25 protein-coding genes are annotated in these 25,293 nt (G+C 71.5%); 11 read left to right on the forward strand and 14 right to left on the reverse strand.

Annotated features, from left to right (window positions below; all coding sequences use genetic code 11):
* Complete coding sequence (locus ACNNMR_RS07890) at positions 1 to 483, reverse strand: hypothetical protein (protein ID WP_419993809.1); 483 nt, start codon at positions 481 to 483, stop codon at positions 1 to 3.
* Positions 480 to 869 (reverse strand): hypothetical protein, encoded by a 390-nt coding sequence (locus tag ACNNMR_RS07895; protein WP_419993810.1) that lies wholly within the window; start codon positions 867 to 869, stop codon positions 480 to 482. The genes ACNNMR_RS07890 and ACNNMR_RS07895 overlap by 4 nt, the downstream gene beginning before the upstream one ends.
* 67 nt (positions 870 to 936) lie before the next feature.
* Between ACNNMR_RS07895 and ACNNMR_RS07900 the strand changes: the two genes are divergently transcribed.
* Positions 937 to 4,452, forward strand: coding sequence for a CHAT domain-containing protein (locus tag ACNNMR_RS07900; RefSeq protein WP_419993811.1), 3,516 nt, complete (start codon positions 937 to 939; stop codon positions 4,450 to 4,452).
* A gap of 6 nt (positions 4,453 to 4,458) precedes the next feature.
* Here ACNNMR_RS07900 and ACNNMR_RS07905 read toward each other — a convergent pair whose 3' ends face one another.
* Positions 4,459 to 5,442: a helix-turn-helix transcriptional regulator gene (locus ACNNMR_RS07905; protein ID WP_419993812.1), complete on the reverse strand. Its 984-nt coding sequence runs from the start codon at positions 5,440 to 5,442 to the stop codon at positions 4,459 to 4,461.
* Between the two features lie 62 nt (positions 5,443 to 5,504).
* Between ACNNMR_RS07905 and ACNNMR_RS07910 the strand changes: the two genes are divergently transcribed.
* The 3 genes from ACNNMR_RS07910 (at position 5,505) to ACNNMR_RS07920 (ending at position 8,800) form a co-directional block, all read left to right on the forward strand.
* Positions 5,505 to 7,781, forward strand: a complete 2,277-nt coding sequence (locus ACNNMR_RS07910; RefSeq protein WP_419993813.1) for an ATP-binding cassette domain-containing protein — start codon at positions 5,505 to 5,507, stop codon at positions 7,779 to 7,781.
* A gap of 167 nt (positions 7,782 to 7,948) precedes the next feature.
* Entirely contained in the window at positions 7,949 to 8,167 is a 219-nt protein-coding gene (locus ACNNMR_RS07915) for a hypothetical protein (protein ID WP_419993814.1), read from the forward strand.
* 111 nt (positions 8,168 to 8,278) lie between these two features.
* The gene (locus tag ACNNMR_RS07920) at positions 8,279 to 8,800 is read left to right on the forward strand and encodes a SixA phosphatase family protein (protein ID WP_419993815.1); all 522 of its coding nucleotides are present in this window, start codon (positions 8,279 to 8,281) and stop codon (positions 8,798 to 8,800) included.
* Positions 8,801 to 8,831: 31 nt separating this feature from the next.
* On the opposite strand, the gene ACNNMR_RS07925 is transcribed toward ACNNMR_RS07920, so the two are convergent.
* Both ACNNMR_RS07925 and ACNNMR_RS07930 read right to left on the reverse strand, forming a co-directional pair.
* Complete coding sequence (locus tag ACNNMR_RS07925) at positions 8,832 to 8,945, reverse strand: SGM_5486 family transporter-associated protein (protein WP_419993816.1); 114 nt, start codon at positions 8,943 to 8,945, stop codon at positions 8,832 to 8,834.
* Between the two features lie 12 nt (positions 8,946 to 8,957).
* On the reverse strand, positions 8,958 to 10,235 hold the full coding sequence (locus ACNNMR_RS07930) for a CynX/NimT family MFS transporter (RefSeq protein WP_419993817.1): 1,278 nt from the start codon (positions 10,233 to 10,235) through the stop codon (positions 8,958 to 8,960).
* 88 nt (positions 10,236 to 10,323) lie between these two features.
* On the opposite strand from ACNNMR_RS07930, the gene ACNNMR_RS07935 reads away from it, so the two are divergent.
* A complete protein-coding gene (locus tag ACNNMR_RS07935; protein ID WP_419993818.1) occupies positions 10,324 to 11,031 on the forward strand; it encodes a FadR/GntR family transcriptional regulator in 708 nt (235 codons plus the stop codon).
* Here the strand turns inward: ACNNMR_RS07935 and ACNNMR_RS07940 are convergent.
* The 3 genes from ACNNMR_RS07940 to fabG all read right to left on the reverse strand — a co-directional run bounded on the left by ACNNMR_RS07940 (position 11,012) and on the right by fabG (position 12,926).
* Positions 11,012 to 11,320 carry a hypothetical protein gene (locus ACNNMR_RS07940; RefSeq protein WP_419993819.1) on the reverse strand — a complete coding sequence of 103 codons (309 nt, stop codon included), beginning with the start codon at positions 11,318 to 11,320 and terminating at the stop codon, positions 11,012 to 11,014. The two genes, ACNNMR_RS07935 and ACNNMR_RS07940, sit on opposite strands and share 20 nt — an antisense overlap.
* A gap of 128 nt (positions 11,321 to 11,448) precedes the next feature.
* Positions 11,449 to 12,216, reverse strand: a complete 768-nt coding sequence (fabI, locus tag ACNNMR_RS07945; protein WP_419993820.1) for an enoyl-ACP reductase FabI — start codon at positions 12,214 to 12,216, stop codon at positions 11,449 to 11,451.
* Positions 12,217 to 12,221: 5 nt separating this feature from the next.
* A complete protein-coding gene (gene fabG, locus ACNNMR_RS07950; protein ID WP_419993821.1) occupies positions 12,222 to 12,926 on the reverse strand; it encodes a 3-oxoacyl-[acyl-carrier-protein] reductase in 705 nt (234 codons plus the stop codon).
* Positions 12,927 to 13,125: 199 nt separating this feature from the next.
* On the opposite strand from fabG, the gene ACNNMR_RS07955 reads away from it, so the two are divergent.
* The 3 genes from ACNNMR_RS07955 to tyrS all read left to right on the forward strand — a co-directional run bounded on the left by ACNNMR_RS07955 (position 13,126) and on the right by tyrS (position 17,459).
* Positions 13,126 to 14,646 carry a TldD/PmbA family protein gene (locus ACNNMR_RS07955; RefSeq protein WP_419993822.1) on the forward strand — a complete coding sequence of 507 codons (1,521 nt, stop codon included), beginning with the start codon at positions 13,126 to 13,128 and terminating at the stop codon, positions 14,644 to 14,646.
* 106 nt (positions 14,647 to 14,752) lie between these two features.
* Positions 14,753 to 16,144 carry a metallopeptidase TldD-related protein gene (locus ACNNMR_RS07960; protein ID WP_419993823.1) on the forward strand — a complete coding sequence of 464 codons (1,392 nt, stop codon included), beginning with the start codon at positions 14,753 to 14,755 and terminating at the stop codon, positions 16,142 to 16,144.
* A 46-nt stretch (positions 16,145 to 16,190) separates the two neighbouring features.
* Positions 16,191 to 17,459 carry a tyrosine--tRNA ligase gene (gene tyrS / locus ACNNMR_RS07965; RefSeq protein WP_419993824.1) on the forward strand — a complete coding sequence of 423 codons (1,269 nt, stop codon included), beginning with the start codon at positions 16,191 to 16,193 and terminating at the stop codon, positions 17,457 to 17,459.
* Between the two features lie 131 nt (positions 17,460 to 17,590).
* Here the strand turns inward: tyrS and ACNNMR_RS07970 are convergent, their stop codons facing one another.
* Entirely contained in the window at positions 17,591 to 17,872 is a 282-nt protein-coding gene (locus ACNNMR_RS07970) for a GlsB/YeaQ/YmgE family stress response membrane protein (RefSeq protein WP_419993825.1), read from the reverse strand.
* Between the two features lie 145 nt (positions 17,873 to 18,017).
* On the opposite strand from ACNNMR_RS07970, the gene ACNNMR_RS07975 reads away from it, so the two are divergent.
* Both ACNNMR_RS07975 and ACNNMR_RS07980 read left to right on the forward strand, forming a co-directional pair.
* Complete coding sequence (locus ACNNMR_RS07975) at positions 18,018 to 18,419, forward strand: DUF3099 domain-containing protein (RefSeq protein ID WP_419993826.1); 402 nt, start codon at positions 18,018 to 18,020, stop codon at positions 18,417 to 18,419.
* Positions 18,420 to 18,589: 170 nt separating this feature from the next.
* Positions 18,590 to 18,802 carry a hypothetical protein gene (locus tag ACNNMR_RS07980; protein WP_419993827.1) on the forward strand — a complete coding sequence of 71 codons (213 nt, stop codon included), beginning with the start codon at positions 18,590 to 18,592 and terminating at the stop codon, positions 18,800 to 18,802.
* Positions 18,803 to 18,806: 4 nt separating this feature from the next.
* On the opposite strand, the gene moaA is transcribed toward ACNNMR_RS07980, so the two are convergent.
* The 3 genes from moaA to ACNNMR_RS07995 all read right to left on the reverse strand — a co-directional run bounded on the left by moaA (position 18,807) and on the right by ACNNMR_RS07995 (position 21,951).
* Positions 18,807 to 19,796, reverse strand: coding sequence for a GTP 3',8-cyclase MoaA (gene moaA, locus ACNNMR_RS07985; protein ID WP_419993828.1), 990 nt, complete (start codon positions 19,794 to 19,796; stop codon positions 18,807 to 18,809).
* Between the two features lie 164 nt (positions 19,797 to 19,960).
* Complete coding sequence (locus tag ACNNMR_RS07990) at positions 19,961 to 21,583, reverse strand: cation acetate symporter (RefSeq protein ID WP_419993829.1); 1,623 nt, start codon at positions 21,581 to 21,583, stop codon at positions 19,961 to 19,963.
* Positions 21,580 to 21,951, reverse strand: a complete 372-nt coding sequence (locus ACNNMR_RS07995; protein WP_419993830.1) for a DUF485 domain-containing protein — start codon at positions 21,949 to 21,951, stop codon at positions 21,580 to 21,582. The genes ACNNMR_RS07990 and ACNNMR_RS07995 overlap by 4 nt, the downstream gene beginning before the upstream one ends.
* A gap of 250 nt (positions 21,952 to 22,201) precedes the next feature.
* Here ACNNMR_RS07995 and ACNNMR_RS08000 point away from each other — a divergent pair, with 250 nt between their 5' ends.
* Positions 22,202 to 23,728: a S8 family peptidase gene (locus tag ACNNMR_RS08000; protein WP_419993831.1), complete on the forward strand. Its 1,527-nt coding sequence runs from the start codon at positions 22,202 to 22,204 to the stop codon at positions 23,726 to 23,728.
* On the opposite strand, the gene ACNNMR_RS08005 is transcribed toward ACNNMR_RS08000, so the two are convergent.
* The gene (locus ACNNMR_RS08005) at positions 23,686 to 24,357 is read right to left on the reverse strand and encodes a lysoplasmalogenase (protein WP_420000287.1); all 672 of its coding nucleotides are present in this window, start codon (positions 24,355 to 24,357) and stop codon (positions 23,686 to 23,688) included. The two genes, ACNNMR_RS08000 and ACNNMR_RS08005, sit on opposite strands and share 43 nt — an antisense overlap.
* Positions 24,357 to 25,292 carry a sterol desaturase family protein gene (locus ACNNMR_RS08010; protein WP_419993832.1) on the reverse strand — a complete coding sequence of 312 codons (936 nt, stop codon included), beginning with the start codon at positions 25,290 to 25,292 and terminating at the stop codon, positions 24,357 to 24,359. The genes ACNNMR_RS08005 and ACNNMR_RS08010 overlap by 1 nt, the downstream gene beginning before the upstream one ends.
* Position 25,293: the final 1 nt, after the last annotated feature.

Here is a 25,293-nt window from a genome sequence, read left to right on the forward strand (position 1 = left end):
TCACTTCGCCGGCGCCCACCAGGTGACCACGATGCCCGCGAGCAGCAGCGCCAGTGCGAGCGCCACGAGGTACTGGGCGCGTCGGAGCCGTCGTGCCGCGGCGGCGGCCAGGGCGACCTGGTAGGCCGCGACCGATCCATACCGGTCGAGCACGGCGCCCAGAGTGGTGGCCCGGGGGCGGGTGCCGGCCTGTGCGGCCAGGGCCTGCCAGAGCCCCAGGAGCGCCGCGAGCAGGCCGCCGCCGATGAGGACGGTGAGCGCCGCCTTCCAGCCGGTGGACAGCACACTGGTGGTGTCCCGCCCCTTGATCACCACACCGGTGGTGACCAGGGTGACGAAGGCGCTCAGCCCGTTGCGCCAGGCCTCGGCGCTGGACCGTACGGCGTCCAGGGACGCGGCCGACATCGCGCGGAAGGCATCCCGCTCGGCCAGGTCGGCGGCGGTGGGGGCGCGGGTCGGCCGCCGCGGCCGGTACCCGGTCATGGCGTGCCCGGCACCGGGGCGCCGTCGGGCACGAGCTCCACCCGGAAGCTGACCCCGCAGCCGGTCGCCCCGTCCGGGGCGTCGACGTGCACCGCATCGCAGCCGCAGGTGACGTCCACGACCACGACGGGCGGCAGCAGCTCGTCCGGGTCCGCGCTCCCCCGCAGGCTGCCGAAGTCCCCCACGGCCGTGGGGACCTGCCGGTCGTCGAGGTGGCCGCCGCAGCGAGGGCAGCTGCCCCACACGCGGGTGGTCAGCACGCCTTCGACTACGGCCACCCTGGCCTGCAGCAGGCTCTGCTCCAGCAGGTCGTAGGCCTTGAGGGTCCAGCCGAACTCCGAGCCGGCTTCCCAGCGTTCGCCGGTCCGGTGCTCCGGTGCCGCCATGGTCGTATCCGCTCCCCCGCTGCCGAAGTCCCGGCCGTGCCGGCCCTTGCGCCACTACAGTGACAGGGTGCCCCATTCCCTCGTGACCGCGCTGCGGGATCGCGTCACGCAGTACCGGGAAAGAGGCGACGCGGCCGCGCTGTTCGAGGACGCGGCGCTTGTCGAAGCCGCTCAGCTGAGGTCGATTTCGGTACGGGCCGACGCCGTGGCCGTTGACGCGCTGCGCACCCTGGTCGACTTCCACCTGGCCCGCCACCAAGCCCGGCCGGGCGACAACGGATTCGCGGACTACGGCGAGATGATGCGGCTGCGGCTGATCCTGGCCGAGCTGATGCCGCCGGAAAGAGTGCCGGACTCGTTCCGCGAGGAGGTCGCCGAGACGGCGCGGCGGGCTGCGGAGGCGGCCGACGAGGCCCGCCGGCTGCTGCGGCGGTACGAGCCGACGGCGGGCACCGAGCGGCCGGACGTCGCCGCCCTCGACGCGGCCGTGGGCCACTACCGGACGGCGCTCGGACTGGCCTTGGGCGGGCGTGACGTGCCCGGTCTGCCGCTGGCGCAGCTCTCCACCGCGCTGTTCCACCGCTTCGAGGCCGGCGGCCGCATGGCCGACCTCGAAGAGGCGATCAAGCTGCGCGAGGCGTCGATCGCGTACACGGCCGCGGACAATCCCGAGCTGTTCCGGCGGCACATGCTGCTGTCGACGCTGCTGACCATGCGCTACGAGCGCACCGGACAGCCCGCCGACCTGGACCGGGCGGTGACCGCGGGGCGTTCCGCGGTGGCCGGGACGCCGGTCGAAAGCCACGCCTGCGCGCGACGCCTGCGCCATCTCTCGTACGCCCTGTTCCTCCGGTACGAACGCGGCTACGACCTCGACGACCTGCAGGAGTCGGTGCGGCACGCCCAGGGGGCGGTGGCGGCCGCCTGGGACGACGACCCCGACCGGCTGAAGTTCGCGGTCGCCCTCACCAACCGGCTGAGCGCCCGCTACCGCCGCCTGGGCGACCCGGCGGACCTCGACGCTCCGATCGAGCTCCTGCGCTCGCGGCTGGCGGCCGCGTCCGGGCCGCTGCGCGCGGAGACGCAGGCGGAGTTGGCCTGGGCGCTGTTCTGGAGACACGAGAGCACGGGTGATCTCGCGGACCTGGACAGCGCCATCGATCTGGAGCGGCAGGCCCTGGCGGCGATGGCGCCGGACGCTCCTGCCCGATGGCGGCTGCTGGCCGAGCACTCCACCGCGCTGCGGACGCGGTACGAGCGGCTGGCCACGGCGGCGGACCTGGAGGAGTCCGTCGAGATGGGCGCCCAGGCCGTCGCCGCCAAGGAGTCGGACACGTTCGTACTGCTGAACCTCGGCCAGGCCTATCTGCTCAGGTACCGCAACACCTACGAGCCGGCCGACCTGGACCGCACGATCCACCTGCTGACCTCGGCGATCGACGGGCGCACCGCCGGCTCCCCGGACAGCGACCGTGCCGTCGCCATGGTCGTCCTCGCCCAGGCGTTGATGGAGCGGTACAACATCCGCTTCGATCCGGACGTCCTGGACGAGGCCGTGCGGTGGCAGCGGGAAGCGACGCGGACGGCCCCGCGCAGCTACGAGCGCTACGGCACCGTCCTGGCCAGCCTCGGTGAACTGCTCCTGACCCGCTTCCGGGCGCGGGGCGACCGGGATGACGTCGAGGAAGCGATCGAGACCTCGGAGCGGGCGGTGGCCCTCACCTCCCCCGCGCACCATTCGTACAGCTCGCTGCTCGGCCAGCTGGCCATCGCGCTCGCCGACGGCCACCGCGGCGGGCCGCAGGCGCTCGACCGCCCCGTGGACCTCGCCAGGCAGGCCGCGGCGGCGCTGCACGCGGACGACGTCTTCCTGCCCCAGGCCTGGTCACGGCTCGGCGAAATGCTCGCCCTCCGCTATCACCACACGTACGACCGCAGGGACCTGCACGAGGCCGTCGAGTGCTGGCGACGGGCCGACGCCATGCCGTACGCCACGCCGCACCTGCGCATGGAATGCCGCACCGCCTGGGGCAGGGCGGGCCTCGACCTCGGCGACCTGGCCATGGCCACCGACGGCTACGACCGCGCCATGCACCTGCTGCCCGAGGTGGCCTGGCACGGCCTGCCCAGGACGGCGCGCGAGCGGCATCTGACCGACTGGTCCGGGATCGCCGCCCTCGCCGCCGTCTGCCACATCCGGGCCGGGGCGCCGGAGCGGGCGCTGGAGGTCCTGGAGCAGGGCCGGACCGTCGTGCACAACCAGCTCCTGCGCACCCGCGGCGACCTGTCCCGGCTCGCCGAACGCGCCCCTGCGCTGGCCAGCCGCATGCACCAGGTGCGTACGCGCCTCGGCACCACGGACCAGCTGGCGCGGGAGCGGGCCGAGCTGTGCCGCGAGTGGGACGAGCTGCTCGCCCAGGCGCGCGGGCTCGACGGCTTCGAGCGGTTCCTCGCGCCCGTCCCGTACGACGAGCTGCGAGCCGCGGCGGACGGCGGGCCGGTCGTCGTCGTGACGGTCAGTCTCGCGGCCTCCTACGCCCTTGTGGTGCGCGGCGCCCCGGAGCCTGTCGAGGTGATCGAGCTGCCGGGGCTGACGGAACGGGAGGTGTCGCGGCGCGCCGTCGGCTTCCTGAACGTCCTGGCGGACCGCCGCCGTCCCGAACGGCCCTTCCTGGACCGCGAGAAGGACCGGCACGCCACGTACGACCTGCTGGAATGGCTGTGGGACAGCATCGCCGAGCCGGTGCTCGACCGCCTGGGCCTACGGGACCCGCCGGCCGGGGACCCGCCGCCCCGGCTGTGGTGGTGTCCGACCGGGCGGCTGGCCCTGCTGCCGCTGCACGCCGCCGGCCGGTATCCGCGGCACCGCGGCGCCACGGACGCGGGCGGCACCCGCTCGGTGCCGGACCGCGTGGTCTCCTCGTACGCCTCGACGCTCACGACGCTGCGCCGCGCCCGGCAGGACGGCGGGCTCCGGAACGGCTTCGGCGGGGTGGCGGTGGTGGGGGTGCCGCAGGCTCCCGGCCTGCCGCCGCTGCCGGGAGTCGAGCGGGAGTGCGCGCAACTGCTGGCGGGTTTCCCGGCCGGCGCGCGGGCCGAGGGGCTGCTCGGCCCTGACGCGACCCGGGCGGCCGTGCGCCGGGTGCTGCGGGAGCACTCCTGGGTGCACTTCGCCTGTCACGCGGAGCAGGACGACGTGGATCCGGCGGCCGGCTCCCTCGCGCTGCACGATGGCCGGCTGACCGCGGCCGAGCTGCTGGAAATGGAGTTGCCACAGGCCGAGTTCGCGTATTTGTCCGCATGCGAGACCGCCTTCGGCGCGGTGAACCTTCCCGATGAGGCGATGCATCTCGCCTCGACGATGCAGGCGGCCGGTTACCGGCATGCCATCGCCACCATGTGGGAGGTGCAGGACGGATCCGCCGCGGATGTGGCCGCGCAGGTCTATGGCGCGCTGAGCGGCGCGGGGCTGCCGGACGCCGCCGGGTCGGCCCGCGCGCTGCACGCGGCCGTCGCGGCGCAGCGGGCGGAGGATCCGACGGATCCGCTGCGCTGGGCGGCGTATCTGCACGTAGGGCCGTGAGCTGCCTCACCGCCGCCGCCGGGTGAGCCGCTCGCCCATCCGGTCGAGGAACTCCACCAGCTCCGGCGGCTCCCGCACCTCCAGATCGATCTCCAGCAGCGCGATCCGCACCGCCAGCCAGTCCAGCGCGTCCCCGCCGGCGATCAGTGTGCAGCGCTCCGCCGACTCCGGGTCCGGCTCCAGCCGCCCCGCGCCCCGCGGCAGCCGCCGCGCCGCCTCATCCAGGGGTACGTACAGCGTCACCACCGCGCGGTAGCGGGCGCGCGGGCCCGCGATGCTCTCCGCCACGAAGGCGGCGGCGTCCGCGGCGGGCAGTTCGCGCGCCGGATGCCGTACGCCCGTCGGTCGCGGCTCGCTGATCCGGTCGACCCGGAAGCTGCGCCAGTCCTCCCGGTCCCGGTCGTACGCCACCAGGTACCAGCGCCCGCCGGTGCTGACGAGCCGATACGGCTCCACGTGCCGCGCCCCGGGGGCGCCCCGCTTGCCCTCGTACCCGAACCGCAGCCCCTCCCCCCTGGTGCTCGCCGCCGCCAGCACCGCCAGGGTCTCCGCGGCCACCTCCCCGTGCGGCGCCGGAACCGCGCCGGTCGGCCCCACCGTCAGCGGCACCGTCGCCCGCTGCACCGCCCCCACCCGCCGCCGGAGCCGGTCGGGGAGCACCTGTTCCAGCTTCGCCAGCGCGCGGGCGGAGGCCTCGGCGATGCCCGAGACGGTGTCGGTCGCCGCGGTCCGCAGCCCGACGGCCACCGCCACCGCCTCGTCGTCGTCCAGCAGCAGCGGCGGCATGGCCTTCCCGGCGGTGAGCCGGTAGCCGCCGATGGCGCCGATCGTCGCCTCGACCGGATAGCCGAGCTCCCGCAGCCGGTCGACGTCCCGGCGCACGGTACGGGGGCTGACGCCGAGCCGTTCGCCCAGTTCAGGCCCGGTGTGCTCGCGTCCGCCCTGCAGCACGGAGAGTAGCTTCAGCAGGCGTGCCGGGGTGTCGCTCATGCCGCTCAGCATCGCAGAAAAGGCGGTCAGGTTCTGACCTGCTTCATTCGTACGGTGGCCGTATGGATCACAGCAACAGCCGCCACATGCGCGTAGTCGGCGCCCGCGAGCACAACCTCAAGGACATCAGCCTCACCATCCCCCGCGAGAAGATCACCGTCGTCACCGGCGTCTCCGGCTCCGGCAAGTCCTCCCTCGTGTTCGGCACCATCGCCGCCGAGTCGCAGCGGCAGCTGGCCGAGACCTTCTCCTCGTTCGTACGCAACCGCCTCCCCCGCCAGGAGCGCCCGCAGGCCGACCTGCTCGACCACCTCGCCCCCGCCGTGGTCATCGACCAGCGGCCGGTCGGCGGCGGGGCGCGCTCCACCGTCGGCACGATGACGGACATCTACACCGCGATCCGGCTGCTGTTCTCGCGCATCGGCACGCCGAGCGCGGGCGAGTCGACGGCGTATTCGTTCAACGACCCGCGCGGGATGTGCGAGACCTGCTCGGGCCTCGGCCGCGTGCGCCGCGTCGACCTGGATGCCTTCCTCGACCGGTCGAAGTCGCTGAATGCGGGCGCGATCAGGTTCGAGCCGTTCGGGGTGGGCTCGGTGTGGTGGCAGACGTACGCCGAATCGGGGCTCTTCGACCCGGACCTGCCGCTGGGGAGCTTCAGCGCGGCGGACTGGGAGAAGCTCCTGTACGGCCAGGGCTTCCGGGTGCCGCGGCGCAACAAGAGCACCGGCGAGCGCGGCCACAACGCGTACGAGGGCCTGGTCGTCCGCTTCAACCGGCTCTACCTCGACCGCGAGACACCCGAGCGCTCCCGCGCCGCCGTGCGCCGCGTCGTTGCCGAGGGCCCGTGCCCGGAGTGCGGCGGCTCCCGGCTCAACGCGGCCGCGCGCGCCTCGCGGATCAACGGCCGCACCATCGCGGACTTCACCGCGCTCGACGCCGCCGACCTGCTCGCCGAGCTCAAGCAGATCGACGACCCGGTGGGCGGCCCGGTCGCGGCGGCCGCGGCGGGCTCGCTGGAGCGGCTGGTCGACATCGGGCTCGGGTATCTGAGCCTGAACCGGGCCACCGGGTCGCTGTCGGGCGGCGAGGCGCAGCGCCTGAAGACCGTACGGCAGCTGGGCTCCAGCCTCAGCGGCCTCACGTACATCTTCGACGAGCCGACGACCGGCCTGCACCCGCGCGATGTGCACCGCCTCACCGACCTGCTGCGGCAGCTGCGCGACAAGGGCAACACGGTGCTGGTGGTCGAGCACGACCGCGATGTGATGGCGGCCGCCGATCACGCGATCGACCTGGGGCCCGGCGCGGGCGCGCGTGGCGGCGAGGTGGTGTACGCGGGACCGGCGGCGGGGCTCGCCGCGGCGGACACCGTGACCGGGCGGTGGCTGCGGCGGCGGGTGCCGGTGCGGGGGGACGTGCGGGAGGCGACGGGCTGGTTCGGTGTGGACGGCGCCTCGCTGCACAATCTGCGCGATGTGCGCGTGGCCGTGCCGCTCGGGGTGCTGACCGCGGTGACCGGCGTCGCCGGGTCGGGGAAGAGCTCGTTGGTGGCGGAGTTCGTGCGGCGGTACGGGGCCGCGCGGGCGGAGCCGATCGTGGTCGACCAGTCGGCGCCGCATGCGTCTTCGCGGTCGACGGTGATCTCGTATCTCGGGCTGCTGGACACCGTGCGGCGGCTGTTCGCGCGGGCGACGGGCGCGGACGCGGGGCTGTTCAGCTTCAACTCCCGCGGGGCGTGCCCGGACTGCAAGGGGCTGGGCGTGATCCGTACGGACCTCGGCTATCTCGACCCGGTCACCACGCGGTGCGCCACGTGTGCGGGGCGGCGCTTCAACCCCGAGGCGCTGCGGCACACGGTGGGCGGGCTGTCGATCGCCGACGTCTTCGAGCTGACCGCGGACCAGGCCGCCGACCACTTCGCGGCGGAGTCCGCGCTGCGCGGCCCGCTGCTCGCGCTCGCCGAGGTCGGGCTCGGGTACGTAACTCTCGGGCAGTCGCTCACCGCGCTCTCGGGCGGCGAGCGGCAGCGGCTGAAGCTGGCGGGCCGGCTGGACGGCAGCGGCGGGGTCTACGTCTTCGACGAGCCGACCACCGGGCTGCACATGGCCGATATCGAGGTGCTGACGGGGCTGCTCGACCGGCTGGTCGACGCGGGCAACACGGTGCTCGTGGTCGAGCACAACCTGGACGTGGTCAAGCGCGCGGACTGGGTGCTGGACCTGGGTCCTGACGGTGGGCGGGACGGGGGCCGGGTGGTGTTCGAGGGGACCCCGGCGCAGCTGGCGGAGGCGGGGACCGCGACCGCGGAGTATCTGCGCCGGGATCTCACGGCTTAGGCGGGGGGCCGGGACTGTTCGGGGTCGGGGTGGGGCTAGCCCCACCATCCCCTAGGGGGCCAGGGTCAGGGGTAACTGGGTGGGTCACCGGATAGGCCGGGCCGCCCCGGCTGCGTAGCGTTCCGGGTAACGCAAACGCCCGCACCAGAGGTCCCGGAGGCGATCCCATGGCGGCCACCGTCCCCACCCCGCGATCCACTCGGCCGGCCGCCCCTGCCTCCGCCGCCGAGCCGCGGCTGCGCTGGTGGGTGCTGGCGCTCCCGGCCCTCGCCTTCGCGCTGCTGCTGGCGCTCGGCACCGGGGGAGCGCAGGCGGCGAGCGCCGAGCTGCCGCTGTCGCAGTTCCTCGCCTGGTTCCAGGCCAATGTGGTGTCCGGGCTGATGTGACCGGAGAGTGACCCGGAGTGACCGGGGACACTCCTGCGGAAGGTCACCCATGCCGGTCGAGCATCCCAACACCGGCCGCCCGCTGGCGCGTTTCGTGCGAAGCTGGGGCACATGAGCGTAGAAACGGCCCGCAGCATCATCCTTCTCCGCCATGCGAAAGCAGACTGGCCGCAGGTGTCCGATCATGACCGCCCGCTCGCCGAGCGCGGCCGCAATGAGGCCCCGCTCGCCGGAGAATGGCTCGCCAGTCAGGGCTTCGCCCCCGACCTAGCGCTGTGCTCCACCGCCGTCCGCGCCCGCGAGACCTGGAAGCTCGTGGTGCCGAAGCTGCAGGCGCGGCCGAAGACCGTCTACGAGGACCGGCTTTACGAGGTCACCCTCGGCCAGCTCATCTCCGTGGTCAACGAAACCTCCGACGAGGTCAGGAACCTCATCGTGATCGGCCACAACCCGGGCGTCCACGCCCTCGCCGACGCGCTGTCCGCCGACGCGGACGATGACGCGGCGACCCGGATGAACCGCAGCGGCTTCCCGACTGCGGCGATCGCCGTGGTGTCCTTCACCGGCGACTGGAAGTCGGTGGAGCACGGGATGGACGGCAGGTTGGCCCACTTCTGGACGTCACATACGTAGGCGCTCCGCCAGCTACCCCCGACCACCTCCGCTACGACAACACCGTGGCGATGACCGAGATGACGATGGTGATCAGGGCGATGACTCCCAGAATGCCCAGGAACTTCCGCTGGCCACCCTGGGGATTGGGCTCGAGGACTGGCATGCGGACAGTCTCTCAGACCTCGTCCTCGACCATGCGGTCGCGTCCCGCCACCACGCCGACGGCGATCTGGATCACCATCAGGGCGGCCATCAGCGCCAGCGGCGCGCCCCAGCCGCCGGTGGCGCTGTAGAGGCCGCCGACGACGAGCGGGCCGGGGATGGAGATCACGTACCCCGTCGACTGCGCGAAGGCGGACAGCTTCACCACACCGGCGCCGGTGCGCGAGCGCATGCCGATCAGGGTGAGCACTAGCGGGAAGGAGCAGTTGGAGACGGCGAGCAGCAGCGCCCACACCCAGGCACCGCCGTGCGGCCACAGCCACAGCCCGCCGTAGCCGACGAGGCCGCACAGACCCATGACGACCGCGATCGGGCCCTGGTGGCTGAGGCGTTCGGCGACCCGCGGCAGCACGAAGGCGAGCGGGACGCCGAGGCCCATGACCACCGCGAGGAGGACGCCCGCGGTGCCGGCCGAGAGGCCCGCGTCGCGGTAGATCTGCGGCAGCCAGCCGAGGGTGACGTACGCCGCGGTGGCCTGGAAGCCGAAGAAGACGCCGAGCGCCCAGGCGGTGGGGCTACGGGTGAGGCGGATCGGCTGCGCGTCGCTCTGGGTGGTCTGCTGTACGCCCCCGCTCGCCTTGCGGTCGCCGCGCAGCACCCCCGCCCACGGCAGCACCGCGACGGCCGCGACCAGCGCCCAGGCCCCGAGGCCGACCCGCCAGCTGCCGCCGAAGGTGTCGGCGATGGGGACGGTCGCGGCAGCCGCGGCGGAGGTGCCGAGGGCGAGGCCCATCGAGTACAGCCCGGTCATCGGCCCGACCCGGTCGGGGAACCAGCGCTTGACGATGGCGGGCAGCAGCACATTGCTGACCGCGATGCCCGCCAGGGCGATGGCGCTGGCGGCCAGGAAGCCCGCGGTGTTCCCCAGCAGCGGCCGTACGGCCAGACCCACGGCGATCGCGACCATGCCGCCGCAGACGACCTTGGCCGGCCCGAAGCGCCGGGCCAGCCGCGGGGCCAGGCTGCCGAAGATCGCGAAGCAGACGGCCGGCATGGAGGTGAGCAGGCCCGCGACGGTGCCGTTCATGCCGACGCCGTCGCGCACCTCCTCCATCATCGCGCCGAGGGAGGAGATGGCCGGGCGGAGGTTCACGGCGGCGAGGAGAAGGGCCGTCACCATGATCCGGCGTGGCCACGGGGAGGCCGTCGGCTCGGGGAGCGCGGCGGCCGAGGAGGCGCCTGCGCCGGTGCTGGTGTCGGTGGTCTTCTCGCGTAGCATGTCGACCATCATAGAATCATGGGATGAATGCTTGTCCACCCCGGGCCACACCCTGGGCCACACCCCGTCCCATCAGCCGACTCCGCACCCAGGAGAGGTCATGCCTCTGCACTCCCCGCGCCGCGCGAGCCTGACCGACCAGGTCATCGCCGGGCTGCGGAACCAGATCACCTCCGGCGAGTGGCCCGTGGGCGACCGCATCCCGACCGAACCCGAGCTGGTGGAGCAGCTGGGTGTGGCCAGAAACACGGTCCGCGAGGCGGTCCGGGCGCTGGCCAACAACGGGCTGCTCGACATCCGGCAGGGCTCGGGCACGTATGTCGTCGCCACGAGCGAGCTGGCCGGGGTGATGCGGCGGCGCTTCGCCGGCTCCCGGATGCAGGACTTCGCCGAGCTGCGCAGCGCACTGGAGTCGCAGGCGGCGCGGCTGGTGGCGGCGCGGCGTACGGAGCAGGAGCTGAAGCGGATCGACGCGCTGCTGGACCGGCGGGAGCGGGCGTGGGCGGCGGGGGATGTGGCCGCCTTCGTCGACGCGGACGCGACCTTTCACCTGTCGGTGGTGACGGCCTCGCACAATGAGGTGCTGACCGAGATGTACGCCGACCTCGACGCGGTGCTGCGCGATCACCTGCACCTGGAGGTGGGCGCCGACATGCGCCCCGAGGCGTACATGGATCACGGCCGGCTGGTCGACGCGATCCGGGCGCAGGACCCGGATGCGGCGGGTGCGGAGGCGGCGGCGCATGCGCTGCACTGCGTGCTGGAGGGGCGCGGCGAGGAGCGGCTGCTCAGCGAGGAGCGTGGCTGATCCACGCCCTGGCTATCCCGAACCAGCAGCGCCCGCTGAACTCCCGCCCCTGACTCGGCCCGAGGGTCACGGCCCGGCTGTCGCTGTCCGGGTCCCACCACTTGGCGCACTCGACGTGCAGCTGCACGCGGTCGGCGGTGCCGTTGGGGTTGAAGCAGCGGGCGGTGACGGTGTCGCCGGTGACGGCGGTACGGCACTTGGCGACGGGCGCGTCCGCCGCCCGCGCGGGGGCGCCGGCGAGCGCGGCCGTCACCAGCACACCCACGAGGAGGCCGCTGCGCTTGCGCATGACGAAACCTCCTCGGCCGTACTGCGGCTACCGCCGCTGCTGCACCACAAGGAAAGAAACTGCTGCTCTCCCAGGGTGCGCTTCCGGGGCGCCCGAAGGCGCCCCGGATAGGCCGAACGAGCTACTGGCTAGGCCCCGATCGCATGCAGGCCGCCGTCGACGTGGATGATCTCGCCCGTCGTCTTCGGGAACCAGTCCGACAGCAGCGCCACGATCGCCTTGCCCGCCGGCTCCGGGTCCTTCAGGTCCCAGCTCAGCGGGGAGCGGTCGTCCCACACCGAGGCCAGGTCGGAGAAGCCGGGGATGGACTTCGCGGCCATGGAGCCGATCGGGCCGGCCGAGACCAGGTTGACGCGGATGTCGTCGGGGCCGAGGTAGCGGGCCATGTAGCGGCTGGTGGCCTCCAAGGCCGCCTTCGCCGGGCCCATCCAGTCGTACTGCGGCCAGGCGAACTGCGCGTCGAAGGTCATGCCGACCACCGAGCCGCCGTCCGTCATCAGCGGCTTGAGGGCCATGGTCAGCGACTTCAGCGAGTACGCGGAGACGTTCATCGCCGTCGCCACCGACTCGAAGGGCGTGTCGAGGAAGTTGCCGCCCAGCGCGTCCTGCGGCGCGAAGCCGATGGAGTGCAGCAGCCCGTCCAGGCCGCCCAGCTCGGCCTGGACCTTGTCGGCCAGGCCTGCCATGTGCTCTTCGTTGGTGACGTCCAGCTCGAGGACCGTGGTCGGCTTGGGCAGCTTCTTCGCGATCCGCTCGGTCAGCGTCGGCCGCGGGAACGCCGTAAGGATGATCTCGGCGCCCTGCTCCTGCGCCAGCTTCGCGGCGTGGAAGGCGATGGAGGACTCCATCAGCACGCCGGTGATGAGGATCTTTTTGCCCTCGAGGATTCCGCTCATGGTGCTCAGTGACCCATGCCCAATCCGCCGTCCACGGGAATGACGGCTCCGGTGATGTACGAGGCGTCGTCGGAGGCGAGGAACCGCACCGTGGCGGCGATCTCCTCCGGCTGCGCGTAACGACCGAGCGGCACCTGGGACACGATGCCCTTGCGCTGCTCCTCTGTAAGTGCCTGGGTCATGTCGGTGTCGACAAAGCCGGGCGCGACAACGTTAAAGGTCAGATTGCGCGAGCCGAGCTCGCGGGCGAGGGAGCGGGCGAAGCCGACGAGGCCCGCCTTGGACGCCGCATAATTCGCCTGCCCGGGCGAGCCCATCAGGCCGACCACCGAGGAGATCAGCACGACGCGGCCCTTCTTGGCCCGCAGCATGCCGCGGTTGGCGCGCTTGACGACCCGGAAGGTGCCGGTGAGGTTGGTGTCAAGAACCGAGGTGAAGTCCTCCTCGGACATCCGCATCAGCAGCTGGTCCTTGGTGACGCCCGCATTCGCGACCAGCACCTCGACCGGGCCGTGCGCCTCCTCGATCTCCTTGTACGCCTGGTCCACCTGCTCGGTGTCGGTGATATCGCACTTGACCGCGAGGAAGCCCTTCGGCGGCTCCCCACTGCGGTACGTAATGGCGACCTGGTCGCCTGCGTCGGCGAAGGCACGGGCGATGGCTAGGCCAATGCCGCGGTTGCCTCCGGTCACGAGTACCGAGCGGCTCAAGGGTCCACCCTTTCGTCGGGTCAGGTCTTAACCCCAGAAAACTATCGGGCCGCGGGCAGCGACGGGGAAGCCGCCCCCCACAGGGCACCCGTCCGGACGCTTGTCGGGTTTCCACAGAAAGGGCTGGGCGCAGACCCCGCGGCGGGAGATGATCGGTCCCGACACCGAACCGAGGTGACTAGCGGATCTGGAGGCGCCCGTGGCCCACTCGATCGATGAAGCGTTTCTCTCACTGCCCCTGAGCTCCCTCGCGGACGCCGCCCTCGCGCGCGCCCGCTCGCTGGGCGCCGAGCACGCGGACTTCCGCCTGGAGCGGGTGCGGGCGGCGTCCTGGCGGCTGCGCGACGCCCGGCTGGCCGGCTCGTCGGACACGACGGACCTGGGCTATGCGGTACGGGTGGTGCACGGCGGCGCCTGGGGCTTCGCCTCCGGCGTCGACATGACGCCCGACGCGGCCGCGCGCGTGGCCTCCCAGGCGGTGGCGATGGCGAAGCTGTCGGCGCAGGTGATCGCGGCGGCGGGCTCGGACGAGCGGGTGGAGCTGGCGCCGGAGCCGGTGCACGCGGAGAAGACGTGGGTCTCGGCGTACGAGATCAACCCCTTCGACGTACCGGACACGGACAAGACCGGGCTGCTGACCGAGTGGAGCGAGCGGCTGCTGCGGGCGGAGGGCGTGAAGCATGTGGACGCCTCGCTGCTGACGGTGCAGGAGAACAAGTTCTACGCGGATACGGCGGGCACCTCGACCACGCAGCAGCGGGTGCGGCTGCATCCGGCGCTGGACGCGGTGGCGGTGGCGGAGTCGGGCGAGTTCGACTCGATGCGGACCATCGCGCCGCCGGTGGGGCGCGGCTGGGAGTACCTGACCGGCACCGGCTGGGACTGGGATGCCGAGCTGGAGCGGATCCCCGGCTGGCTGGCCGAGAAGATGGCGGCGCCGAGCGTGGAGGCGGGCGCGTACGACCTGGTCGTGGACCCGTCGAATCTGTGGCTCACCATCCACGAGTCGATCGGGCACGCGACGGAGCTCGACCGGGCGCTCGGGTACGAGGCCGCCTACGCCGGGACGTCCTTCGCGACCTTCGATCAGCTGGGCAAGCTGCAGTACGGGTCCGACCTCATGAATGTGACGGGTGACAGGACCGCCGAGCACGGGCTGTCCACCATCGGTTACGACGATGAGGGTGTGGCCGGGCAGTCCTGGGATCTGGTGAAGGACGGGGTGCTGGTCGGCTATCAGCTGGACCGGCGGATCGCGAAGCTGACGGGCTTCGAGCGGTCGAACGGCTGCGCCTACGCGGACTCGCCCGGGCATGTGCCCGTCCAGCGGATGGCGAACGTCTCGCTGCAGCCCGCGCCCGAGGGGCCGACGACCGACGAGCTGATCGGCGAGGTGGAGCGCGGGATCTACGTGGTCGGCGACCGGTCGTGGTCGATCGATATGCAGCGCTACAACTTCCAGTTCACCGGCCAGCGCTTCTTCAAGATCGAGAACGGCCGTCTCGCCGGGCAGCTCCGCGATGTCGCCTACCAGGCGACGACCACCGACTTCTGGGGCTCGATGTCCGCGGTCGGCGGCCCGGACACGTACGTCCTCGGCGGCGCCTTCAACTGCGGCAAGGCCCAGCCGGGCCAGGTCGCGGCGGTCTCGCACGGGTGCCCTGCGGCGCTGTTCCGCGGAGTGAACATTCTGAACACCACGCAGGAGGCGGGCCGATGAACGCGTCGCAATCCGCGCTCCCGGCCGCCGGAGCGGCCGAGGGGCCGGGGGGATTCGGATTCCCCCGGAATCCGGGAATTGGTACCGCCACCGAGGAGGCCTTCTGATGGGCGCGTCCGCAAAGCCGCACGAGATCGTCGAGCAGGCCCTGGAGCTGTCGCGGGCCGATGGCTGTGTCGTCATCGCCGACGAGCAGTCGACGGCGAATCTGCGCTGGGCGGGGAACGCCCTGACGACGAACGGCGTCACCCGCGGCCGCCAGCTGACCGTGATCGCGACGGTCGACGGCAAGGAGGGCACGGCGTCCGGCGTCGTCTCCCGCGCCGCCGTGACCGCGGCGGATCTGGAGGAGATCGTACGGGCCGCGGAGGCCGCCGCCCGCGACGGCGGTCCCGCCGAGGACGCGCAGCCGCTGGTGACCGGCGTGCCGCACTCCCCCGACTTCACCGCGCCGCCCGCGGAGACCTCCTCGGAGGTCTTCGGGTCCTTCGCCCCGGCGCTCGGCGAGTCCTTCGCTACGGCCAAGCGGGGCGGGCGGGAGCTGTACGGCTTCGCGAATCACATGGTCACCTCGACCTATCTCGGTACGTCGACGGGCCTGCGGCTGCGGCACGACCAGCCGACCGGGACGCTGGAGATCAACGCCAAGTCCCCGGACCGGACGAAGTCCGCCTGGGCGGGCCGCGCCACCCGCGACTTCACCGACGTGGACCCGGCGGCGCTGGACGCCGAGCTCGCGCGGCAGCTCGGCTGGGCGGAGCGGTCCGTGGAGCTGCCGGCCGGGCGGTACGAGACGCTGCTGCCGCCGTCCGCCGTGGCCGACCTGCTCACGTACCTGTACTGGTCCACGTCCGGGCGGGACGCCGCCGACGGCCGTACCGTCTTCTCCAAGCCGGGCGGCGCGACCAAGGTCGGCGCCACCCTCGCCGAGCTGCCGCTGACGCTGCGCAGCGACCCGCACGCGCCGGGCCTGGAGGCCGCGCCCTTCGTCATCGCGCACGCCTCCGGCGGCGACCAGTCCGCGTTCGACAACGGGCTGCCGCTCGCCGCCACCGACTGGATCCGCGACGGCAGCCTGGTGAACCTGCTCACCTCCCGCTTCTCCGCGGCCCAGACCGGGCTGCCCGTAGCCCCCGAGATCGACAACCTGATCCTGGACGCGGGCGGCACGAAGTCGCTGGAGGAGATGGTCGCGGAGACCGAGCGCGGGCTGCTGCTGACCTGCCTGTGGTACATCCGCGAGGTGGATCCGGCGACGCTGCTGCTCACCGGCCTGACCAGGGACGGCGTCTATCTCGTAGAGAACGGGGAGGTCACCGGGGCGGTGAACAACTTCCGCTTCAACGAGTCCCCGGTGGACCTGCTGAGCCGGGCCACGGAGGCAGGCCGCACCGAGCCGACGCTGCCGCGCGAGTGGGGCGACTGGTTCACGCGGGCCGCGATGCCGCCGCTGCGGGTGCCGGATTTCAATATGAGCTCGGTGAGCCAGGGCGTATAACCTCGTAGCGGCGCGATCCATCAATCCTTGAGGAGACAAGAGAACCGTGACGGACTTCGTCGACGAGCTGAAGTGGCGCGGGGCCATCGCCCTCTCCACCGACGAGGACGCCCTGCGCAAGGCGTTCGCGGCCGGGCCCGTCACGTTCTATTGCGGCTTCGACCCGACCGCCGCGAGCCTGCACGTCGGTCACCTGGTGCAGGTCCTGACCATGCGCCGGCTGCAGCGGGCCGGGCACCGGCCGCTCGCGCTGGTCGGCGGCGCCACCGGGCAGATCGGCGACCCGCGGCCGACCGCGGAGCGGACGCTGAACGACCCGGAGACGATCGCCGAGTGGGTGGGCCGGCTGCGGACCCAGATCGAGCCGTTCCTGGACTTCGAGGGCGACAACCCGGCCACGATGGTCAACAACCTGGACTGGACGGCCGGGCTTTCCGCCATCGAGTTCCTGCGGGACGTCGGCAAGCACTTCCGGGTCAACAAGATGCTCACCAAGGAGTCCGTGGCCCGGCGCCTGGAGTCCCAGGAGGGCATCAGCTACACCGAGTTCAGCTACCAGCTGCTGCAGGGCATGGACTTCCTGGAGCTGCACCGTCGGTACGGCTGCACCCTGCAGCAGGGCGGCAGCGACCAGTGGGGCAATCTGACGGCCGGCCTCGACCTGATCCACAAGCTGGAGCCGGGCGCCGTGGCGCACTGCATCGCGACGCCGCTGATGACCAAGGCGGACGGCACCAAGTTCGGCAAGACCGAGGGCGGTGCCATCTGGCTGGACCCGGAGATGACCACGCCGTACGCGTTCTACCAGTTCTGGCTGAACGCGGACGACCGGGACATCAGCACGTACAGCCGGATGCTCAGCTTCAAGAGCCGCGAGGAACTCGAGGAACTGGAGCGGCTCACGGAGGAGAAGCCGCAGATGCGCGCCGCCCAGCGCGCACTCGCGGAAGAGCTGACGGCGCTGGTGCACGGCGCCGATCAGTGCGCCGCCGTGATCGCCGCGTCGAAGGCGCTCTTCGGCCAGGGCGACCTGGCGGAGCTGGACGCGGACACCCTCGCCGCCTCGCTGTCCGAGCTGCCGCACGCGAAGGTGGCGTCGCTCGGCCCGGTGGTGGACCTGCTGACGGAGACCGGACTCTCCCAGTCGAAGTCGGCCGCCCGCCGCACGATCAAGGAGGGCGGCGCGTACGTGAACAACGTCAAGGTCGCGGGCGAGGACGCGGTGCCGGATGCCGCCGATCTGCTGCACGGGCGGTGGCTGGTGCTGCGGCGCGGGAAGCGCAACCTGGCGGCGGTCGAGGTCGCGGCGGACTGAGCGGGCGTGGCTGAGGGCCCGCCGGCCGGCTTTCGGGCTGGCCGCGGGCCATCAGCGGTGCTGATCCCACGTCTGCGGATCGGGGTCTGGGGGCGGAGCCCCCAGGATTCTTTTGTCGGCAGCGAAGCCGCCTAGCGGCCCCGCGCCTTGCTCTTGCCGCGGGTGCCCGCGTAGAGCGGCGCGCCGATCGCCACGATCGCCACGGCACCGGCGAGCTGCAGGGCGTGCCGGATCCAGTCGATGCCCTTGGTGTCGTCGACCCCGATCCAGGACGCGACGGCGTTGCCGACGATCGCGCCGATGAGGCCGCAGACAAGGGTCAGCCAGATGGGAATGTTCTGTCTGCCCGGCAGAATGGCGCGCGCCACGGCGCCCAGCACCAGTCCGAGCAGAAGCGCCCACAACCAGCTCATATCTCCTCCTAATGCGGCATTGTGCGCATGTCGTGTCAGTGTCCGTCGCGCGCACTTCGGCCGCATGTGGGAGGGGGCCGTATGCGGTACCCGGCCCTGGGCGTACCGTAGAGAAATATCCAGCTGGCGGGTGGTGGAGAGCGTGATGCGGAAGCGTGGAGGCAGTCGTGGCTCCGGCGAGGTCTTCCGGATCACCGGGGCCCGTAAGAGCCTCGATGATGATGTGCGCGGGCGGCAGCGGCGCTATGTGATCTCGATGCTGATCCGCGCCGCGGCGGTGATCGCCGCCGCGCTGCTGTGGAATGTGGAGCGGTTCACCGCGATCCTCGCGCTCATCCTCGGCACCTTCATGCCGTACGTGGCCGTCGTCATCGCGAATGCCGGGCGGGAAAATGCTCCGGGGCTGCCGGAAGCCTTTGTTCCGAAGCCCGTGCAGCCGATGCTGGAGGGGCGGATCATGGACCCCGAGCCGCCGGCCCCGGATCCGGCAGACCGCGCAGGCGCGGAGGAAACGGGTCACACCGGCCGTACGCACGAGGCCAGTTGAGCGCGAAGCTCAAGAAAACCTCAGATCAATAGTGCGGATCCGGTGCCTAGCAGTGGGTGTCCCGTGACATACTTCGTAGGCGCTCCGCATCCCCCGTCGGAGCGACGGACCGACGCCGGGCGGCTCCCCCCGTGGCTGCCCGGCGTCGCCCCTTCTCTAGGCTTGATGCCGTGGAATCCCTGATCTGTTCAGCCAAGGGCTGTCGCGCGGCCGCGCTGTGGGTGCTGGCCTGGAACAACCCGAAGCTGCACACCCCTGAGCGCCGCAAGACATGGCTCGCGTGCGATGAACATCGCGAGCATCTGTCCCAGTTCCTCAGCATGCGAGGGTTCTTGAAGGACGTCGTGGCTCTGAAGGACTGGCAAGCAGCCGAAGACGCGTAGCGCGCTACCCGCCGATGGCGGACATCGGGCGGTCCGGCTGTACGAAGGTCGGGTCGTCCAGGCCCGCGCCCGCCTTCTTGCCCCACATCGCCGCCTTCCACCGCTCCGCGATCTCGGCGTCGGAGGCGCCATCGCGCAGCGCGCCGCGCAGGTCGGATTCCTCGCGCGCGAAGAGGCAATTGCGGACCTGGCCGTCGGCGGTCAGCCGGGTGCGGTCGCAGGCGCGGCAGAACGGCCGCGTCACCGACGCGATCACGCCGACCCGGTGTGGGCCGCCGTCCACGATCCACCGTTCCGCGGGCGCGGAGCCGCGCTCGGCCGCGCCCTCCTCGGTCAGCTCGAAGCGGGTCCTGAGGCTCTCCAGGATGTCGCCGGCCGTGATCATGCCGTCACGCTGCCAGCCATGCTGGGCGTCCAGCGGCATCTGCTCGATGAAGCGCAGCTCATAGTCATGCTCTATGGCCCAGGCCAGCAGGTCGGGGGCCTCGTCGTCATTCAGGCCCGGCATCAGGACCGCATTCACCTTCACCGGCGCCAGGCCGGCCTCGCGGGCGGCGGCCATGCCGCGGAGCACGTCGGCATGCCGCTTGCGGCGGGTGAGCTGCTGGAAGACCTCGGGCCTGAGGGTGTCGAGGGACACATTGACCCGGTCCAGGCCCGCGGCCTTCAGCGCCGGGGCCGTACGCTCCAGGCCGATGCCATTGGTGGTCAGGGACATCTGCGGCCGGGGCTCCAGAGCCGCGACCCGCTCCACGATGCCGACGAGGCCGGGGCGCAGCAGCGGCTCGCCGCCGGTGAAGCGGACCTCCTCGATGCCGAGGTCGGTGACCGCGATGCGGATCAGCCGGACGATCTCGTCGTCCGTGAGCAGCTGGGGCTTGCCGAGCCACTGCAGGCCCTCCTCGGGCATGCAGTACGTACAGCGCAGATTGCAGCGGTCCGTCAGGGACACGCGCAGATCGGTGGCTACGCGCCCGAACGTGTCCAAGAGCATGTGCACGGCCCCTTCAGATGGATGTTCGTACAGTTCGCAGCCTACGCGAGGGCACCGACATCGGGCACGGGTGAAACCTCATATCCGTATCGCGGAAAACTGTACAAAGAGCCGGGCGGGCGGCACCTCGCGGTGCCGCCCGCCCGCACCTGCGGCGGAGCCGCCTAGTGCGCGCCCGCCCCGGACAGGGAGCGGACCTCGAGCTCGGCGAACTTCTCGCCGTCGGGGTCCTCGTCCTTGGACAGGAGCGAGCCGACGATGCCCAGCAGGAAGCCCATCGGGATGGAGATCAGCCCCGGGTTCTCCAGCGGGAACCAGTGGAAGTCCACGTCCGGCCACATCGACGTCTCCTTGCCGGAGACGACCGGCGAGAAGAGCACCAGGCCGACCGCTGTGATCAGGCCGCCGTAGATCGACCACAGTGCGCCGTTGGTGTTGAAGCGCTTCCAGAAGAGGCTGTAGAGGATCGTCGGCAGGTTCGCCGAGGCGGCCACCGCGAAGGCGAGCGCCACCAGACCCGCGACGTTCAGCTTGCCGGCGAAGACACCGAGGCCGATCGCCACGCCGCCGATCAGCACCGCGGAGATACGGGCGGCGCCGACCTCCTGCTTCTCGCTCGCCTTGCCGCGCTTGATGACGTTGGCATAGATGTCGTGCGCAAACGACGACGAGGAGGCCAGCGTCAGGCCCGCGACCACCGCGAGGATCGTCGCGAAGGCGACCGCCGAGATCACCGCCAGCAGGATCGCGCCCCAGGCGCTGCCGTCTCCGCCGCCGAGATCGTAGGCGAGCAGTGGTGCCGCCGTATTGCCCGCCGGATTGGATTCTGTGATCTCCTTCGGCCCGACCAGCGCCGCCGCGCCGAAGCCGAGGGCGATCGTCATCAGGTAGAAGGCGCCGATCAGGCCGATCGCCCAGAGCACGGACTTACGGGCCACCTGGGCCGTCGGCACCGTGTAGAAGCGGATCAGGATGTGCGGCAGGCCCGCCGTACCGAGGATCAGCGCGATGCCCAGCGAGATGAAGTCGATCTTCGACGTGGTCGAGACGCCGTACTTCAGGCCGGGCTCCAGGAAGGCCGCACCATGGCCGCTCTTCTCGGCGGCGGTGCCGAGCAGGTCGGAGATGTTGAAGTCGAACTTCGCCAGCACCATGATCGTGAGCAGCAGCGCGCCGGTCATCAGCAGCGCGGCCTTGACGATCTGCACCCAGGTGGTGCCCTTCATGCCGCCGATCGTCACGTAAAGAATCATGATGACACCGACGAGGACGACGATCAGGTTCTTGCCCGCGTCCCCGGTGATGCCGAGCAGCAGCGCCACCAGCGCGCCCGCGCCGACCATCTGCGCCAGCAGATAGAAGATCGAGACGACGATCGTCGAGACACCCGCGGCGGTACGGACCGGGCGCTGGCGCATCCGGTACGCCAGCACGTCGCCCATGGTGAACCGGCCGGAGTTGCGCAGCGGTTCGGCGACCAGCAGCAGCGCCACCAGCCAGGCGACCAGGAAGCCGATCGAGTAAAGGAACCCGTCATAGCCCGACAGCGCGATGGCGCCCGCGATGCCGAGGAAGGATGCCGCCGACATGTAATCGCCGGAGATGGCAAGGCCGTTCTGGAAGCCGGTGAAGGAGCGGCCGCCGGCGTAGAAGTCGGTGGCGTCCTTGGTCTTGCGGCCGGCCCAGACCGTGATGGCGAGGGTCGCGGCCACGAACAGCGAGAAGAGCGAGATGATGAGCGGGCGGTGCTCCTTGGCCTCAATGGCCAGGGTGAAGGTCGTACTCATGCGTCACGCTCCACTGCGTCGCTCTCGCTCTCCACGCTGGCCTTGATGGCCTCGGCCTTCGGGTCGATCTTGGCGGCGGCGTGCCGGGAGTACCACCACGCGATGAGGAACGTGGTGACGAACTGCAGTACGCCGAGGACGAAGGCGACGTTGATATTGCCGACGACCTTCGTGCCCATGGCGTCGGTCGCGAAGACGGACAGCAGTACGTAGGCCAGGTACCAGACGACGAACGCCACGGTGAGCGGGAAGGCGAAGGAGCGGTGGGCGCGACGCAGCGCGCCGAACTCCTCGCTCCGCTGCACCGCCGTATAGCGCCCCGGTCCCGGCTGCTTGGGGATGCTTCCTGGGGGTGGTGCGGATGCCACGGTCTCTCCTGGTGATCAAGGGGACGGGGTTGCGGACGTTCACAGCACCCTTACATTCGTGAGCTGCATCACAACCCTGGTCCGCGCATGTTACGGGTGCGCCAGCTGATCCAAAAGGTGGCTGCACAGGAAATCGACCCTCAAGTTGCGTATTGATGGCGGACCGTGATCAGCGATAACTTCCGTTGCCATGTACCCGACCGCGGGAGGGAGACCTGCGGTCGGACCTGACGGATGATCTGGAGACCCCATGACCCATCCCAGACCTCGGTGGACGCGCATTGCGGCGGCGTCCACCGGGCTCGCTCTGACGGCCGCGCTCGGCTTCCTGCCGGGCTCGGCCTCCGCCGACACGGCCCGCGACGCGGCGGTGGCAGCCGCGGACGCCAAGGCGGCCGGTGACACGCTGCCTTACCTCGTGAACGCCGACACCGACCGCGGGACGACAGCCCGGGTCACCAAGGCGATATCGGCGGCGGACGGGAAGCTGGTGAAGGCCTATGAGCGGATAGGCGTGTTCATCGTGCACTCGGCCAACGCCGACTTCGCCGAGCAGCTGCGCAAGGTGCGCGGCGTGGACTCGGCGGGTGCGGCCCGTACGGCGCCGCTGAAGCCGGCGTGGACGCACGAGGACAAGGAGGGCGCACCGAAGCCGTATTCGGTCAAGGACGCCCCCAAGGCCGCGGCGGACCAGGAGCCGCTGGAGCCCGAGCAGTGGGACCTGCGCGCCATCAAGTCCGACAAGGCGAACAAAATCAACCCGGGCAGCAAGAAGGTCACGGTCGGCGTCATCGACACCGGCGTCGACGACACCCACCCGGACCTGGCGCCCAACTTCAGCAAGTCGCAGTCCGCGAACTGCGTCGGCGGCGTCGCGGATACGAGCGACGGCGCCTGGCGGCCGTACACCGAGGACGCCTACCACGGCACGCACGTGGCGGGCGAGGTCGCGGCGGCGCGTAACGGCGTCGGCGTGGCCGGTGTGGCGCCCGGCGTGAAGGTGGCGTCCATCAAGGTGTCCGAGCCGGACACGCAGCTGTTCTTCCCGGAGTCGGTGGTCTGCGCGTTCGTCTTCGCGGCCGACCACGGCATCGAGATCACCAACAACAGCTATTACGTGGACCCGTGGCTCTACAACTGCAAGGACGACCCGGACCAGCGCGCGATCGTCGACGCGGTCGGCCGGGCTTCGGCGTACGCGCAGAAGAAGGGCCTGCTGAACATCGCCTCGGCCGGCAACTCCAACCACGACCTCGACGCGGACTCGATCGTGGACGACTCCTCGCCGGACGACACGACGCCGGTGGAGCGCACCATCGACCCGTCGGAGTGCTTCGACGTGCCGACGCAGCTGCCCGGTGTGGTGACGGTGTCGGCGACCGGGGTGCAGGACCTGAAGTCCGAGTACTCCACGTACGGCAAGGGCTGGGTGGACGTCGCGGCGCCGGGCGGCGACAAGTTCCAGGTCCCGGACACCCCGTCGAAGAACGGCCGCATCCTGTCGACCATGCCGGGCAACAAGTACGCCTTCCTGGCCGGCACGTCGATGGCCAGCCCGCACGTGGCCGGCGTGGCCGCGCTGCTCAAGTCGGAGTACCCGTACGCCAAGGGCCCGCTGCTGCAGGCCCTGCTGAAGGCCCAGGCGGACAACCCGGGCTGCCCGGACTTCTACGACCCGGACGGCAACGGGGTCGAGGACTCCAAGTGCGAGGGCTCGAAGAAGTCGAACGGCTTCTACGGCAGGGGCATCGTGGACGCGCTGGACGCGGTGCGCTGAGGCCTTACGGCCTCGGGCATGCCGGTCGCGAGCAGGTATTGCGCGGCCAGGTAGGTCAGCATCACCCAGAACCCGGCCGCCGGCGGCTGTGACCAGTCGGCGAGCCGGGTCGCGATGAGGGTGTCGGAGAGGAGAAAGAGCGCCCCTCCGGCACCCGCTCGCGTTCCGGCCGCGCTCGCCGCGCACGCCATGGCGGCGAGCAGCAGGCTGTACGCGGCGACCGGGCCGCGCATGGCCGGGTCGAGGCCCGGCCAGAGGGCGGCGAGGGTGACGGCCCAGACGGCGGCGTACCCGAACAGGACGGCGCGGTGCGGGCGGTGGCCGCGGGCCCTGAACAGCGCCAGATAGCAGCAGTGTCCGGCCGCGAAGGCGCCCATTCCGACGAGGAACGCCGGGCCGCCGATCTGCAGCAGCACGTCTCCGGCGGCGCCGCAGAGCAGCCCGGCCACCAGCAGCCGCGGCCCGCCCCGCAGCGCCACGTACGCGGCCAGCAGGGGCATGAGCGCGGGCTTGGTCACGTGCGCCAGCGACTCCTGGCCGAGCAGCAGCGCTGCCAGATGCAGTGCGGCCACTGCGGCGAAGGCGGGGAGAGCGAAGGCGCGGAGAGCGAGGGCGCGGAGGGCGCTGATCACCGCGGCTGCGCCGGCGTCTGGTGCCGCGCCTGACCGCCGGCGGGATGCGGCGGTATGGCCGCGGGCGGGACGGGAGCCGTACCGCCATCGGCCCGGCCGCCCGCCGCCGCGGCCCAGCCCGGCCCGCGGAAGACGTACGCCGCCCGCTCCCGCCAGTCCGCCGCCGCCCGCACGTCCCGCGCGATGGCCGCGTACTCGTGCGTGGCGACCCGCAGCGGGTTGTACGTGGCGATGTTCTTCGTCAGCCCGTAATCGCACGGCTCCCCCTCCGGCTCGAAGGAGCCGAAGAGGCGGTCCCAGACGATCAGGATGCCGCCGAAGTTGCGGTCCAGGTAGCTGCCCTGGGAGGCATGGTGGACGCGATGGTGCGACGGCGTGTTGAAGACGTACTCCACCGGCCGCGGCAGCCGGCCGATGCGCTCGGTGTGGATCCAGAACTGGTAGACGAGGCTCACGGACGAGCAGAACGCCAGCGCCGCCGGATGCACCCCGCACAGGATCATCGGCAGGTAGAACGGCCACGACGTCGCCGAGGTCCACGGCTGGCGCAGCGCCGTGGAGAGGTTGAACTTCCGGCTGGAGTGGTGCACCACGTGGCAGGCCCACAGCAGCCTGATGACGTGGTGCCCGCGGTGCGACCAGTAGTAGCAGAAGTCCTGCGCGAGCAGCGTCAGCGCCAGAACCCACCAGACCACCGGCACCCGCAGCGGCGTCAGCTCGTAGCAGGCGGCATAGATCGCGACGACCGGGATCTTCCACAGCAGGTCGGTGACGAGGCTGCCGAGCCCCATCGTCATGCTCGTGACGGCGTCCTTGGCCTCATACCCGGCGGCGTCCTCGTCGGGGTGCAGCCGGTAGCTGATCACCTCCGCGAGGGTGAGCACGAGAAAGGCCGGTATGGACCACAGCACCACATCGGGGAGGTCGGGCATG

Origin of the sequence: Streptomyces boninensis, assembly GCF_048572725.1 — a bacterium.
Classification (GTDB): Bacteria; Actinomycetota; Actinomycetes; order Streptomycetales; family Streptomycetaceae; genus Streptomyces; species Streptomyces boninensis.

What these genes read in the sequence shown, in the direction of transcription:
- ACNNMR_RS07920 (WP_419993815.1), top strand. Translation starts at nt 8,279, where the DNA reads ATGAGCGTAGAAACGGCCCGCAGCATCATCCTTCTCCGCCATGCGAAA.
- ACNNMR_RS07905 (WP_419993812.1), bottom strand. Translation starts at nt 5,442, where the DNA reads ATGAGCGACACCCCGGCACGCCTGCTGAAGCTACTCTCCGTGCTGCAG.
- ACNNMR_RS07890 (WP_419993809.1), bottom strand. Translation starts at nt 483, where the DNA reads ATGACCGGGTACCGGCCGCGGCGGCCGACCCGCGCCCCCACCGCCGCC.
- ACNNMR_RS08000 (WP_419993831.1), top strand. Translation starts at nt 22,202, where the DNA reads ATGACCCATCCCAGACCTCGGTGGACGCGCATTGCGGCGGCGTCCACC.
- ACNNMR_RS07925 (WP_419993816.1), bottom strand. Translation starts at nt 8,945, where the DNA reads ATGCCAGTCCTCGAGCCCAATCCCCAGGGTGGCCAGCGGAAGTTCCTG.
- fabI (WP_419993820.1), bottom strand. Translation starts at nt 12,216, where the DNA reads ATGAGCGGAATCCTCGAGGGCAAAAAGATCCTCATCACCGGCGTGCTG.
- ACNNMR_RS07975 (WP_419993826.1), top strand. Translation starts at nt 18,018, where the DNA reads ATGCGGAAGCGTGGAGGCAGTCGTGGCTCCGGCGAGGTCTTCCGGATC.
- ACNNMR_RS07930 (WP_419993817.1), bottom strand. Translation starts at nt 10,235, where the DNA reads ATGATGGTCGACATGCTACGCGAGAAGACCACCGACACCAGCACCGGC.
- ACNNMR_RS07915 (WP_419993814.1), top strand. Translation starts at nt 7,949, where the DNA reads ATGGCGGCCACCGTCCCCACCCCGCGATCCACTCGGCCGGCCGCCCCT.
- ACNNMR_RS07960 (WP_419993823.1), top strand. Translation starts at nt 14,753, where the DNA reads ATGGGCGCGTCCGCAAAGCCGCACGAGATCGTCGAGCAGGCCCTGGAG.
- ACNNMR_RS07895 (WP_419993810.1), bottom strand. Translation starts at nt 869, where the DNA reads ATGGCGGCACCGGAGCACCGGACCGGCGAACGCTGGGAAGCCGGCTCG.
- ACNNMR_RS07970 (WP_419993825.1), bottom strand. Translation starts at nt 17,872, where the DNA reads ATGAGCTGGTTGTGGGCGCTTCTGCTCGGACTGGTGCTGGGCGCCGTG.
- ACNNMR_RS07940 (WP_419993819.1), bottom strand. Translation starts at nt 11,320, where the DNA reads ATGCGCAAGCGCAGCGGCCTCCTCGTGGGTGTGCTGGTGACGGCCGCG.
- ACNNMR_RS07910 (WP_419993813.1), top strand. Translation starts at nt 5,505, where the DNA reads ATGGATCACAGCAACAGCCGCCACATGCGCGTAGTCGGCGCCCGCGAG.
- ACNNMR_RS07935 (WP_419993818.1), top strand. Translation starts at nt 10,324, where the DNA reads ATGCCTCTGCACTCCCCGCGCCGCGCGAGCCTGACCGACCAGGTCATC.
- moaA (WP_419993828.1), bottom strand. Translation starts at nt 19,796, where the DNA reads ATGCTCTTGGACACGTTCGGGCGCGTAGCCACCGATCTGCGCGTGTCC.
- ACNNMR_RS07990 (WP_419993829.1), bottom strand. Translation starts at nt 21,583, where the DNA reads ATGAGTACGACCTTCACCCTGGCCATTGAGGCCAAGGAGCACCGCCCG.
- ACNNMR_RS08010 (WP_419993832.1), bottom strand. Translation starts at nt 25,292, where the DNA reads ATGCCCGACCTCCCCGATGTGGTGCTGTGGTCCATACCGGCCTTTCTC.